This window comes from Streptomyces sp. H27-H5 (assembly GCF_026627505.1).
Taxonomy (GTDB): Bacteria; Actinomycetota; Actinomycetes; order Streptomycetales; family Streptomycetaceae; genus Streptomyces.
This window is the reverse complement of the sequence record NZ_JAPNLK010000002.1, coordinates 171232-184060: the sequence shown is the minus strand read 5'-3', so window position 1 is coordinate 184060 and position 12829 is coordinate 171232. Positions and strand designations below refer to the sequence as shown.

The window sequence follows — 12829 nt, the reverse complement described above, 5'->3', positions numbered from 1 at the left end:
CAGAAAGAACCTCGGAGAACCCGCCACCGGGACGGCCACCCGGGATACCGGCCTGCCCGAATCCGGAAACCCACCACAAAAGCAATCACACCGCGTGATCAAAGATCACGCGGTGGATCGAGGCTGACTCACCACTGCCTCCGGGACGCCCCACTGTGGACCGTCTACGCCGCGACCGGGGTCCGGCGCAGTGAGGCCCTGGGGATGAAGTGGTCACTCGTTCACTGGGACGAGGGGTCGATCGAACTGGGCTGGGTGGTAGTCGAGGAAGGCAACGCCTACCGGCTTCGGAAGCTCACCAAGGACGGTGACGCCAACGCTCGGATCTATGTGGATCAGTCCGTTATGAACGTCCTCAAGTGGCAGAAGCAGCGCCAGGACGAGGAGAGGAAACGATTTGGGCGCGCATGGGTTGATCATGATCTGGTGTTTGCCCGGGACGGCTTCAAGCTCTATCGGGGCGAGGCAGGAGGGCCCCAGGACCCCGAGAAAGTCTCGGCACGGTGGCGCACCCTACGGAACCGGCTGCACCTGCCGGAGGACTTCCGGATTCATGACTGGCGCCACAGCAAGGTCACGAACGATCTGGAGGCCGGGGAGAACCCCGTAGAGGTCTCAGCAAACGTCCGGCACCACTCGCCGGGCTACACGATGGCCCGGTACGGGCACTCACGTAAGGACGGAGCGCGGAAGCTCGCCGCCTCCGGAGCGGGCCGACTCGGCCTGTCATCCCTGGTCTGACCTGGGGAATCTCTGGGCTGTTGGTCACGTGGTTGGTCACGCCACAGCCTGGAAAAGCAAAAAACCCCACGTGAAGTGGGGTCTTAGCTGGTGTCCGAGGGGGGACTTGAACCCCCACGCCCGATAAAGGGCACTAGCACCTCAAGCTAGCGCGTCTGCCATTCCGCCACCCGGACCAGGTGGTCGGCCCCGGTTTCCCGCGGCGACATGGACAACAATAGCAGGGGATCGAGGTGGTTCCGACCAGGTATTCGGCTCCGGTGGAATCCGACGCGCCGCGCTGACCTGCGGGCATACCCCGCAGGAGCCGGCGAGACGGAACGTCTCCCCGACCTGCCCGGGACGGACGGCCCCGCGTTCCCGCGCGGCGGTCCCGGCCGACTACGGGCAGTGGATGACCTGTCCCGCGTACGAGAGGTTGCCGCCGAAGCCGAAGAGCAGGACCGGGGCGCCGGAGGGGATCTCGCCGCGCTGGACCAGCTTGGACAGGGCCATCGGGATGCTGGCGGCGGAGGTGTTGCCGGAGTCGACGACGTCGCGGGCGACGACGGCGTTGACGGCTCCGATCTTCGCGGCGAGCGGTTCGATGATCCGCAGGTTCGCCTGGTGCAGGACGACGCCGGCCAGGTCCTCGGGGGTGATCCCGCTCTTCTCGCAGACCTTGCGGGCGAGCGCGGGCAGCCGGCTGGTGGTCCAGCGGTAGACGGCCTGGCCCTCCTGCGCGAAGACGGGGGGCGATCCCTCGATCCGCACGGCGTGGCCCATCTCGGGTACCGAGCCCCACAGCACGGGGCCGATGCCGGGCTGTTCGCAGGCCTCGACCACGGCCGCGCCGGCGCCGTCGCCGGTCAGCACGCAGGTGGTGCGGTCGCTCCAGTCGGTGATCTCGGTCATCTTGTCGGCGCCGATGACCAGGGCGCGGGTGGCGGCGCCGGCGCGGATCGCGTGGTCGGCGGCGGCCAGGGTGTGGGTGAAGCCGGAGCAGACGACGTTGATGTCCATGACGGCGGGGCCGCCGCCCATGCCCAGCTTGGCCGCGACCCGGGCGGCCATGTTGGGGGAACGGTCGATCGCGGTGGACGTGGCCACGAGGACGAGGTCGATGTCGTCGGGGGTGAGTCCGGCGTTCGCGAGGGCCTTGCCCGCGGCCTGGAAGGCCAGCTCGTCGACCGGCTCCTCGGGTCCCGCCATGTGGCGCGTCTTGATGCCGACCCGGGATCGGATCCACTCGTCGTTGGTGTCGACCATGGCCGCGAGGTCCTCGTTGGTGATCACTTTCGCGGGCTGGTAGTGCCCTAGCGCCACCACGCGTGAACCGGTCATGGGCGGAAATCCCCTCGTCGACAGTCAGGATCACCCAGCTTTGCCTGCTACCGGTGGGTACGGGTGCGCGTGACCCGACAGGATTAAGGCACCTGAATTTGGAGAATTCCGAGAATCCTCCTGCCGGGGGCGTCCGCGACGGCGGATCCGCGAGAATGGGCCCGTCAGGTGCACGACGAGGAACGAACGGTGGACTGATCACATGGGACGGGTCACCGAACGCCGTCGCGTCGTCCGGATCCGCGACGGCGTGGCGGGGGCCCGCCCGGACACGCTGGTGGCCGAGGAGCCGCTGGAGATCCGGCTGAACGGCAAACCGCTGGCCATCACGATGCGCACGCCGGGCGACGATTTCGCGCTGGCGGTGGGCTTCCTGGTGAGCGAGGGCGTGCTGGCGCGCACCTCGGACGTCCAGGCCGTCACCTACTGCGAGGGGGCGACCTCGGACGGTTCGAACACGTACAACGTGGTGAACGTGCAGCTCGCGGCCGGGGTGCCGGTGCCCGACATCACGCTGGAGCGGAACGTCTACACGACGTCCTCCTGCGGTCTGTGCGGGAAGGCGAGCCTGGACGCGGTGCGTACGGCGACCCGGTTCCCGGGGATCGAGGCCGACCCGGTCCGGGTGAGCGCGGACCTGCTGTCCCTGCTGCCGGACCGGCTGCGCGCGGCCCAGAAGGTCTTCGACCGCACGGGAGGGCTCCACGCGGCGGGCCTGTTCTCGGCGGGGGGCGAGCTGCTGGACCTGCGGGAGGACGTGGGGCGGCACAACGCCGTGGACAAGATCGTCGGTCGGGCGTTGCAGGCCGGTCGGTTGCCGCTGACCGGCTCGGTGCTGCTGGTGTCGGGGCGGGCCTCGTTCGAGCTGGCGCAGAAGGCGGTGATGGCGGGGATACCGGTCCTCGCGGCGGTCTCGGCGCCGTCCTCGCTGGCGGTGGACCTCGCGGTGGAGACGGGGCTGACCCTGGTGGGCTTCCTGCGCGGGCCGGACATGAACATCTACGCGGGCGAACAGCGCGTGAGCCTGTAGCGCACGTCGCCCGTGGCGGGCGGACGCGGATCCCCCGCCGCGCATCCCCCGTCGTCGACGTCCCCGCCGGTCGACGTCTGCGCCGGTCGACGTGCCCGCCGTCGGCCGCCCGTCAACGTCCCCGGCGGCCGCGTCGGTTCGGGGCCGGCTTCGGTTCCGGGGGGTCGATGCGGTGCAGGTCGAGCGTCGCCGGGATCGGGGTCGCGCCGGGGCCGCCGGCCTCGGCCCACGCGATGATCTCGTCGGTCGCGGTGTCGTCCAGGGCCCAGCCGAACCAGGCGGCGCGGGCGCCCTTGCGGCGGGCCTCGCTCGTGGGCTGGACCACGATGACGTTGGCCTGGGCGCAGGGGCCGAGGCAGTCGCTGGTACGGACGGCGAGCCGGCCCCCGGAGGCGGCGGCGGCCTCGCGCAGCCGGGCCAGTTGGCCCGCGTGGTCGGAGCCGGGGTTCTTGCGGGGGTCCCCGCAGCAGCAGCCCCGGCAGACCACCAGGGTGCAGGGGCGTTCGGCGTGGGCGGCGAGCGGGCGTATCCAGGTCACCGCCGCACGTTACCGGGCCCGCGGCGCGGGGTGTCGGGCCTGCCGGGAGACCTCCGCCACACGCTTGGCGGGGAGTTCGGGGTCGACGTCACGGGCGCGCTGGCGGGCCAGCACCGCGCAGACCATCAACTGCATCTGGTGGAACAGCATGAGCGGGAGCACGGCGAGGCTCGCGTGGGCACCGAACAGCACGCCGGCCATGGGGAGTCCGGCGGCGAGGCTCTTCTTCGACCCGGCGAACTGGATGGCGATCCGGTCCTCCCGGCCGAATCCGAGGCGCTTCGCCCCGTACCAGGTGACCAGGAGCATCACCGCGAGGAGCACGGCCTCCACCGCCATCAGGGCGCCCAGCCGCAGGACGCTGACCTGGTGCCAGATGCCGGCGACCATGCCCGCGCCGAACGCCGTGTAGACGACGAGCAGGATCGAGCCCCGGTCCACGCGACCCAGCACCTTCTTGTTGCGCAGGAGGAAACCGCCCAGCCGGGGCCGCATCAGTTGTCCGAGGACGAAGGGCAGCAGGAGTTGCAGGGCGATCTTCCGCAGGGAGTCGAGGGAGAAGCCGCCCGCGCTGTTGCCCAGCAGCGCGGCGGCGAGCAGGGGGGTCAGGAAGATGCCGGCGAGGCTGGAGAAGGATCCGGCGCAGATCGCGGCGGGCACGTTGCCGCGGGCGAGCGAGGTGAAGGCGATGGAGGACTGGATGGTGGAGGGAACCAGGCAGAGGAAGAGCAGGCCGCTGTGGAGCGGGGGTGTCAGGACGCTCGGGACGAGCGCGCGGGCGGCCAGGCCGAGCAGCGGGAAGAGCACGAAGGTGCAGGCGAGCACGGTCAGGTGGAGCCGCCAGTGGCGCAGCCCGTCGAAGGCCTCGCGGGTGGAGAGCCGGGCCCCGTAGAGGAAGAAGAGCAGGGCCACGGCCGCGGTGGTGGCGCCCTGCGCGACGCCGGCGGCCTGACCGCGGGCGGGCAGCAGGGCGGCGAGGCCGACGGTGCCCAGCAGGGCCAGGACGTACGGGTCCAGGGGCAGCCGGGAGGGGAGGTGGGGGCGTCGCATGGTCGCGGTGCTCATTCGCTCTCGGGGCCGTGACCGCTTCGGGGCTCGGCGGGTCTCGGGGTGGGCGTCGGGGCGCTCGCCGCGGGGATGGCGGGCTGTCTTTCATCGTCGGGCACGGGCGGTCATCGCGAAACCCGCACACCGAACTGACTGTCATCACGTACAGCGATAACGTGGAGCCATGAACGGCATGTACGACCCGGTCCAGTTGCGCACGTTCCTCACGGTGGCCCAGACGCTCAGCTTCACGCAGGCCGCGGGGCGGCTCGGCGTACGGCAGTCCACGGTCAGCCAGCACGTGCGGCGGCTGGAGGACGCCACCGGCCGGCCGCTCTTCGCCCGGGACACGCACAGCGTGGAGCTGACGGAGGACGGTGAGGCGCTGCTGGGCTTCGCCCGCACGATCCTGGAGGCGCACGAGCGGGCGGCGGCCTTCTTCACCGGGACCCGGTTGCGGGGGCGGCTGCGGTTCGGGGCGTCGGAGGACTTCGTGCTGACCCGGCTGCCGGAGGTGCTGGAGGGGTTCCGGCACGAGCACCCCGAGGTGGACCTGGAACTCTCGGTCGAGCTGTCGGGCACCTTGCACGAGCGGCTGGACGCGGGGCGCCTCGACCTCGTGCTGGCCAAGCGGCGCGGCCGGGGGGACGAGCGGGGTCGGCTGGTGTGGCGGGACCGGATGGTGTGGATCGGGGCGGAGGGACTGCGGGTGGATCCCGAGCGTCCTGTCCCGCTGATCGTCTTCCCGCCTCCGGGGATCACCCGCGCGCGGGCCCTGGAGGTCCTGGAGCGGGACGGTCGGGCCTGGCGGATCGCTTGTACGAGCGGCAGCCTGAGCGGACTGATCGCGGCGGCCCGGGCGGGGCTCGGCGTGATGGCGCACACCCGCGGGCTGATCCCGCCGGGTCTGGTCCGGGTGGGCGGCCTGCCGGAACTGGGGCCGGTGGAGTTCGCGTTGCTCCAGGGGCACCGGTCGACGCCGGCCGCGGAGGCGCTGGCGGCCGCGATCCTCTCGGGCGGCGACCGACTGAGCCGGCCGGCCTGACCCCCGCGGGCACCGGCCGGGGGCCCCGCGGACACGGGTCGGGAGCAACGCGGACACGAGTCGGGGGCCCCGCGGACACGGGTCGGGGCCGGGCGGTCGCGGTGCGGGGCTCGCGCAGATGTCGTGGAGATCCGAACCCGTTCCTCCGTCGATCACCCATCGATCGGCCATCGATCTCCCGTCGATCTCCACGGGCCTCGCGCCCACGGCGCTGACCAGTGGTGATGGCTTCGCACCGGTTGTTCGGACCACCTCCCGTCGGGCCCCGGCGTGGGGTACCGTCACCGGCGCCGTGCGGAGCGAAACTGCGCGGAGAGGAGCGGGCCCTTGCGTGAATTCACCGTCCCACCCGTGGTCACCGACGCACCGGTCGGCGGTCTGGCCGATGTCGTCTTCGACCATGCCCGGCAGGATCCGGACCGGGTGGTGCTCGGTCGCAAGACGGAGGGGGTCTGGCGGGACGTCACCTCCGGGGAGCTGGCCGAGGAGGTGCTGGCGCTCGCGAAGGGGTTGTTGGCCCAGGGCGTCCGGTTCGGGGATCGGGTGGGCGTGATGTCCCGGACCCGGTACGAGTGGACGCTGTTCGACTTCGCGCTGTGGGCGATCGGCGCCCAGCCGGTGCCGGTCTACCCGAGTTCGTCGGCCGAGCAGGTGCACTGGATCCTGAACGACTCCGCGTGCACCGGCTGTGTCGTGGAGAACGAGGACCAGGCCATGACGGTGGGCTCCGTCGTCGAACGCCTCCCCGACCTGCGCAGGCTCTGGCAGCTCGACTCGGGTGCGGTGGCGGAGCTGGTCGAGGGCGGGCGCGGGGTCGCGGATGACGTGGTGCACCGCCATCGCCGCGCGGTGACGCCCGACGCGACCGCCACGGTCATCTACACCTCGGGGACCACGGGTCGCCCCAAGGGCTGTGTGTTGACGCACGCCAATTTCATGTTCGAGGCGGACACCATGGTCGACCGCTGGGAGTCGGTCTTCCGCGCCGGCCCGGGTGAGCAGCCCTCGACGCTGCTGTTCCTGCCCCTCGCGCACGTCTTCGGCCGGATGGTGGAGGTGGCCGCCGTCCGGGCCCGGGTGAAGCTCGGTCACCAGCCGGTGTTGGCGGCGGCCGAACTGCTGCCGGACCTGGCCGCGTTCCGGCCGACCTTCGTGCTGGGGGTGCCGTACGTCTTCGAGAAGGTGTTCGCGGCGGCCCGCCGCAAGGCGGAGGCGGAGGGGCGTACGGGCCCCTTCGACCGGGCGGTGGAAACGGCGGTGCGGTACGCCGAGGCCCGTGAACAGAAGGCGTTCGGCAGCGGACCGGGCCCGTCGGCCGCGCTGCGCCTGGAGCACCAGGTCTTCGAGAAGCTGGTGTACGGCAAGGTCCGCGAGGCGATGGGCGGGCGGGTGCGGCACGCGATGTCGGGCGGGTCGGCGATGTCGCGCCGGCTGGGGCTGTTCTTCGACGGCGCCGGGATCACGGTGTACGAGGGGTACGGGCTGACGGAGTCCTCCGCCGCCGCCACGGCGAATCCGCCGGGGGCGACGAAGTACGGCACGGTGGGCCCGCCCATCCCGGGCGGTTCGGTGCACATCGCGGACGACGGGGAGGTCTGGCTGCACGGGGGGCACGTGTTCTCCGGATACCTCAACGATCCGCGCGGCACGGAGGAGGTGCTGCACGGGGGCTGGTTGGCGACCGGGGACCTGGGGCGGCTCGACGCGGACGGGTACCTGACCATCACCGGGCGCAAGAAGGAGATCCTGGTGACGTCGAACGGGAAGAGCGTCTCCCCGACGGCGCTGGAGGAGCGGGTGCGCTCGCATCCCCTGGTGTCGCAGTGCGTCCTGGTCGGCAACGACCGGCCCTACATCGCGGCGCTGGTGACCCTGGACATGGAGGGGGTCGCGCACTGGCTGTCGATGCGGGGGCTGCCCCAGCAGGCGGCGGCTCGGGTGATACACGACCCGGAACTGTCGGCGGAGGTGCGCCGAGCGGTGGTGGCCGCCAACACCCTGGTGTCCCAGGCGGAGGCGATCCGTACGTTCCGGGTGCTGGCCGAGCAGTTCACCGAGGAACGCGGGCTGTTGACGCCGTCGTTGAAGTTGAAGCGGCGGGCGATCGAACAGGCCTACGCGACGGAGGTGGCGGACCTGTACCAGGGCTGACGGGCCGGGTCGGCTCCGGCGAGCACGATCTGACGATCCGTCATTCCTCTTGGTCAGCGATATTGACGGTGCGTCAGCTCACGCACAGAATGCGGGGATTCCGACCGGAGGGGATTCCACACATGCTGCGACCCATCCACGCCCTCGCCGCCGCGGCGGCGGCCCTCGCGCTCCTCACCGCCTGCAACTCCGCCTCCACCAACGGCACCTCGCCGGGCAGGCCCGGGGACGCGCCGGGCACCACGCGCGGGGTCACCGCCGACTCCATCAGGGTCGGCGGCATCGTGTCGATGACCAGCGCCAGTGGGTACAGCAAGAAGGACACCGACCTCGGCGCGAAGGCCCGCTACCTGCGCGCCAACGCGGAGGGCGGTGTCAACGGGCGCACGATCGACTACATCGGCGCCGAGGACGACGGTCAGGACCCCGGCAAGAACACGGCGGCCGCCCGCAAGCTCGTCCAGCAGGACAAGGTCTTCGCGGTCTCCCCGATGAGTTCGGTGACCTTCTCCGGCGCGGACTTCCTCCAGCGGGAGAAGGTGCCCACCTTCGGCTGGGGCACCCTCCCGTCCTTCTGCGGACCGGAGTACATCTACGGGTTCAACGGCTGCCTGGTCCCCACCCCCGGCGGCACCATCAACCAGACCTGGCCCGAGGGCATCGCCCGGATCCTCGGCGGAGCGGCCGGCAAGTCGGTGGCGATCGTCGCCAATGACAGCGACGCCGGGAAGTTCGGCGTGGCCACCTTCCGCCAGGGCTTCGCCGGCGCCGGGTTCACGGTGTCCTACGCGAAGGCCTCGGTGCCCGGCACCGCCGTGCCGAGCGACTGGTCGGCGTACGTGAAGGAGATGCTGACGAGCAACGGGGGCAAGGCCCCCGACGCCGTCGTCTCCGTCATGCAGACCCCCAACAACATCGGGCTGTTCACCGCGCTCAAGCGCGCCGGCTACCGGGGGGTGCTCACCGACCCGACCGACTACGACCCGGGGCTGCTCGCCAAGGACGCCACCCGGCAGGCCCTCGACGGGGTGTACGTGCTCCTGCAGTTCGAGCCGTTCGAGTCGCAGAACCCGGCGATGGCCCGGTTCAAGGCCGACATCAAGGTGGCGGCCGGCGGGCAGAATGTGCCGCTGAACCTGCACATGATGACCGGGTACATGTCCGCGGACCTGTTCCTCTCCATCGCGGGCAAGGCCGGCAGGAACCTGACCGCGGAGACCTTCCAGAGCGCCGCGCGGACCTTCTCCGACACCGGCACGCTGGTCGGCGACCGGGCGGAGCCCAAGGGACAGAAGGACAGCTTCGGCTGCGGGGCGCTCGTCCGGCTGAAGGACGGCGCGTACGAGGTCGCCGTCCCGTTCGCGTGCCACGAGCCCATCCCCTTCAAGTAGGCCCGCGGCATGGGTGATCTGCTCGTCTTCGTACTGAGCGGCCTGGTCTCCGGCGCCCTGTACGCGCTGCTGGCCACCGGGCTGGTGCTGTCCTACTCGGCGTCCGGGCTCTTCAACTTCGCGCACGGGGCCACCGCCTACCTGTGCGCCCTCACCTTCTACGAGTTGCACTCCGGGCTGGGCTGGCCGGCCGTCCCCGCGGCGCTCCTGGTGGTGCTCGGCGTGGCACCCGGCATCGGGTGGGGGCTGGACCGGCTGATGTTCCGGCGGCTCGCCCGGGTCGGGGAGACCGCGCAGATCGTGGCGACCATCGGGCTGCTGGTGGCGCTGCCCGCGGCCGGACTGTGGGCGGTGGAACTGCTCGGCGACGCCGGGGCGCCGGTGAAGGCCGCCGAGAACCAGTTCGGGCTCCCCGGGGTGGGGCCGAGCCCCGCGCGGTCCTGGCAACTCGCCGAGGGCGTCGGCATCGACTCCGATCAGCTGATCACGTGGGTGGTGACGGCCGTGGTGGCGGTGGCCCTGTGGGTGCTGATGCGACACACCCGGCTGGGGCTGACGCTGCGGGCCGCCGTCGACAACCGTTCGCTGACCGAACTGCGCGGGATCAGCGCCGACCGGCTGTCCTCGGTCGCCTGGATGATCGCCTCCGGGCTGGCGGGGCTCGCCGGGGTGCTGGCGACCCCGCTCCTGGGCCTGTCCGCGCACGACTTCACCCTGTTCCTGTTCGTGTCGGCGACGGCCGCCGTGATCGGACGGTTCGCGTCGGTCCCCCTGGCGTTCGCGGGCGGGCTGGGGCTGGGGGTGTTGCAGAACCTGGTCGCGGGCCACGCCTCCTTCGCCGAGGGGATCACCGGGTTCCGGACGGCCGTGCCGTTCCTGATCCTGTTCGGCGGGCTGCTGGTGCTGACCCGGCGGGCGCGGACCGCGGGAACGATCGCCGCGGACGCCCCGCCGGTGGACCATCTGGCCGGGGCCTCCTGGCTGCGGCGGTGGGGGGTGTGGGCGGCGGGCGCGGGCCTGCTGTGCGTGGCCTTCTACACCGTGACGACCCCGTTCTGGAGCGGACTCCTCGCCCAGGGGTTGGCCATCGCCCTGGTGTTCATGTCCTTCACCGTGGTCACCGGACTCGGCGCGATGGTGTCGTTGGCGCAGGCCACGTTCGTGACGGGGGCGGCCCTGGTGGCCGGGCTGTTGATGAGCCGGGGGTGGCCGTTCGTGGCGGCGTTGGCGGTGGGCACGTGCGCGGCCGCCGTCCTGGGCGCCCTGGTCGCGCTGCCGGCGCTGCGGCTGGGGGGACGGTCCCTGGCCCTGGCGACGCTGGCGTTGGCGTTCCTCGCCGACCAGGTGCTGTTCCAGTTGCGGTGGTTGCGCAACGGGGACTCCGGCTGGTCGATCCCGCGGCCGGTCGTCGGCCCGGTGGACCTGTCCGACGACCGGGCGATGGGGGTGACCCTGGTGGTGCTCGTCGCCGTCGTGGCCGCCGCACTGGGCGCGCTGCGCGACTCCCCCTCGGGTCGGGCGATGCTGGCCGTGCGGTCGGCCCCGGCGGCGGCGATGGCCTCCGGGGTGTCCGTGCTGCGGACCAAGCTGCTGCTGTTCACGCTGTCGGCCGGGCTCGCGGGGTTCGGGGGTGTCATGTACGCCTCGTACAACACCCGGATCACGGCCACGGACTTCACGGCGATGACCGGGTTGGTGTGGCTGGCCGTGGTGGTGGCGGCGGGGGTGCGGCGGCCGCAGTACGCGGTGGTGGCGGGGCTGGTGTTCGCGGTCGCCCCGCAGGTGATGGCGCACTACGTGACGACCTCGGCGCACCTGCCGGTGATCCTGTTCGGGTTGGCGGGTCTGGCGCTGGCCAACGACCCGGACGGCTACTGCGCCGCCCTGCCCGTACGGCTGGCCAGACGGCGCGCCGCCGGCCCGACCGGTACGGGACGCACCGCCGAAGCCGAAGCCGGGACGGGTGCCGGGGTGGTGCCCGTGCCCCGGGCCGCTTCGGGGACTCAGGCCCCGGACCGCGCCTCGAACGCCGACGGGGCCGAACGGGCGGGGCACGCCGTCGCGCTGGAGCTGCGGGGGGTGCGGGCCGGGTACGACGGCGGGGAGGTGTTGCACGGCGTGGACCTCGTGGTGCGGCGGGGCGAGATCCTCGCCCTGCTCGGGCCCAACGGGGCCGGGAAGAGCACCGCGTGCCGGGTCGCCGCGGGCCTGCTGCCCGCCGGTGACGGCCGGGTCCTCGTGACCGGGCGGGACGTGACGCGGGAGGGGGCCGTGCGCCGTTCGCGGGGCGGCGTGCTGCTGGCTCCCGAGGGTCGGGGGATCTTCCCCTCGCTCGACGTCGAGGAGAACCTGGCGCTCCACCTGCGGGACCCGGCCGAGCGGGACGCCGTGTTCGGGCGGTTCCCCCGGCTGCGGGAGCGGCGCCGGGTGCCCGCCGGCGCGTTGTCGGGCGGGGAGCAGCAGTTGCTGGCGCTGGCTCCGCTGTTGCAGCGCCCACCGCGGGTGTTGATCGCCGACGAGCCCTCGCTGGGACTCGCGCCGCGCGTGGTGGACGAGGTGTACGAGCTGCTCGTCGAGCTCCGGGCCGCCGGGACCGCGCTGCTGTTGGTGGAGGAGAAGGCGGCCGAGATCCTCGGGATCGCGGACACGGTCGCCTACCTGTCCCAGGGGCGGGTGTCCTGGTGCGGCCCGCGCGCCGAGGTGGAGACCGACCGGCTGACCGAGGCCTATCTGGGGATGGTCCGATGACGGCGCCGTACGTGTTGGAGGCGGTCGGGGTCTGTGTGCGCTTCGGCGGGGTCAAGGCGCTGACCGGGGTGGACCTCGGGGTCCGGGCCGGGGAGGTGTGCGGTCTGATCGGCCCGAACGGAGCCGGCAAGACGACGCTGTTCGACGTGCTGTCCGGGATCCGCCGCCCCGATCGGGGGCGGATGCTGCTCGACGGGGTGGACGTGACCCGCCGCTCCCCGGTCTGGCGGGCCCGGCACGGGGTGCGCCGGACCTTCCAGCGGCAGCAGTTGTTCGGGCAGCTCAGCGTGGCCGACAACGTGCTCGTCGCCCAGGAGTGGCGCGGTGGCGGGGGCGGGCCGGTCGCGGACCTGGTCGCCGCGCCGGCCCGCCGGCGCCGGGGGCGGGAGCGCCGCGAGCGGGCCGCGCGGGTGCTGGAGGACTGCGGGATCGGCGAGCTGGGGGACGTGTACGCGGGCGGGCTGCCCGCGGGTCGGGCCCGGATGGTGGAGCTGGCCCGCGCGGCGGCCGACCGGCCGAGGGTACTGCTGTTGGACGAGCCCGCGTCGGGTCTGTCGGCGCCCGAGCGGGAGCGGCTCGCGGCGGTCGTCCGGCGGCTCGCCGAGGAGGAGGGGTGCGCGGTGCTGCTGGTCGAGCACAACGTGGCCTTCGTGATGGAGCTCTGCGCGCGGGTCGTCGTACTGGACCTCGGGGCCGTGCTCGCCCAGGGGACGGCGGCCGAGGTGCGGGCGGACCCGCGGGTGCGGGAGGCCTATCTGGGCGCCTCCTGAATAACCACCCATTTGGCGGGAATGTGGGCCGCGAGTGGCCGGTTA

Annotated in this window: 10 protein-coding genes and 1 tRNA gene; 7 read left to right on the top strand and 4 right to left on the bottom strand. The window is 72.4% G+C overall.

Features of this window, described 5'->3' with window-relative positions:
• Window positions 1-60: 60 nt before the first annotated feature.
• Window positions 61-741, top strand: coding sequence for a tyrosine-type recombinase/integrase (locus tag OTB19_RS01780; RefSeq protein WP_324290494.1), 681 nt, complete (start codon window positions 61-63; stop codon window positions 739-741).
• A gap of 88 nt (window positions 742-829) precedes the next feature.
• Here the strand turns inward: OTB19_RS01780 and OTB19_RS01775 are convergent.
• Both OTB19_RS01775 and OTB19_RS01770 read right to left on the bottom strand, forming a co-directional pair.
• Window positions 830-917 (bottom strand) — tRNA-Leu (locus OTB19_RS01775).
• A gap of 205 nt (window positions 918-1122) precedes the next feature.
• A complete protein-coding gene (locus OTB19_RS01770) occupies window positions 1123-2064 on the bottom strand; it encodes a beta-ketoacyl-ACP synthase III (RefSeq protein ID WP_267796122.1) in 942 nt (313 codons plus the stop codon).
• A gap of 202 nt (window positions 2065-2266) precedes the next feature.
• Between OTB19_RS01770 and fdhD the strand changes: the two genes are divergently transcribed.
• Window positions 2267-3094, top strand: coding sequence for a formate dehydrogenase accessory sulfurtransferase FdhD (fdhD, locus tag OTB19_RS01765; protein WP_267796121.1), 828 nt, complete (start codon window positions 2267-2269; stop codon window positions 3092-3094).
• Between the two features lie 112 nt (window positions 3095-3206).
• Here the strand turns inward: fdhD and OTB19_RS01760 are convergent, their stop codons facing one another.
• Window positions 3207-3632, bottom strand: a complete 426-nt coding sequence (locus OTB19_RS01760) for a (2Fe-2S) ferredoxin domain-containing protein (protein WP_267796120.1) — start codon at window positions 3630-3632, stop codon at window positions 3207-3209.
• 9 nt (window positions 3633-3641) lie between these two features.
• Window positions 3642-4682, bottom strand: a complete 1041-nt coding sequence (locus tag OTB19_RS01755) for a bile acid:sodium symporter family protein (RefSeq protein ID WP_267796119.1) — start codon at window positions 4680-4682, stop codon at window positions 3642-3644.
• Between the two features lie 190 nt (window positions 4683-4872).
• Here OTB19_RS01755 and OTB19_RS01750 point away from each other — a divergent pair, with 190 nt between their 5' ends.
• The 5 genes from OTB19_RS01750 to OTB19_RS01730 all read left to right on the top strand — a co-directional run bounded on the left by OTB19_RS01750 (window position 4873) and on the right by OTB19_RS01730 (window position 12784).
• Entirely contained in the window at window positions 4873-5724 is an 852-nt protein-coding gene (locus OTB19_RS01750; RefSeq protein WP_267796133.1) for a LysR substrate-binding domain-containing protein, read from the top strand.
• Window positions 5725-6051: 327 nt separating this feature from the next.
• Window positions 6052-7875 (top strand): AMP-dependent synthetase/ligase, encoded by a 1824-nt coding sequence (locus OTB19_RS01745; protein ID WP_267796118.1) that lies wholly within the window; start codon window positions 6052-6054, stop codon window positions 7873-7875.
• Between the two features lie 122 nt (window positions 7876-7997).
• Window positions 7998-9266, top strand: a complete 1269-nt coding sequence (locus OTB19_RS01740; protein ID WP_267796117.1) for an ABC transporter substrate-binding protein — start codon at window positions 7998-8000, stop codon at window positions 9264-9266.
• Between the two features lie 9 nt (window positions 9267-9275).
• A complete protein-coding gene (locus OTB19_RS01735; RefSeq protein WP_267796116.1) occupies window positions 9276-12014 on the top strand; it encodes an ABC transporter permease subunit in 2739 nt (912 codons plus the stop codon).
• On the top strand, window positions 12011-12784 hold the full coding sequence (locus OTB19_RS01730; protein ID WP_267796115.1) for an ABC transporter ATP-binding protein: 774 nt from the start codon (window positions 12011-12013) through the stop codon (window positions 12782-12784). The genes OTB19_RS01735 and OTB19_RS01730 overlap by 4 nt, the downstream gene beginning before the upstream one ends.
• Window positions 12785-12829: the final 45 nt, after the last annotated feature.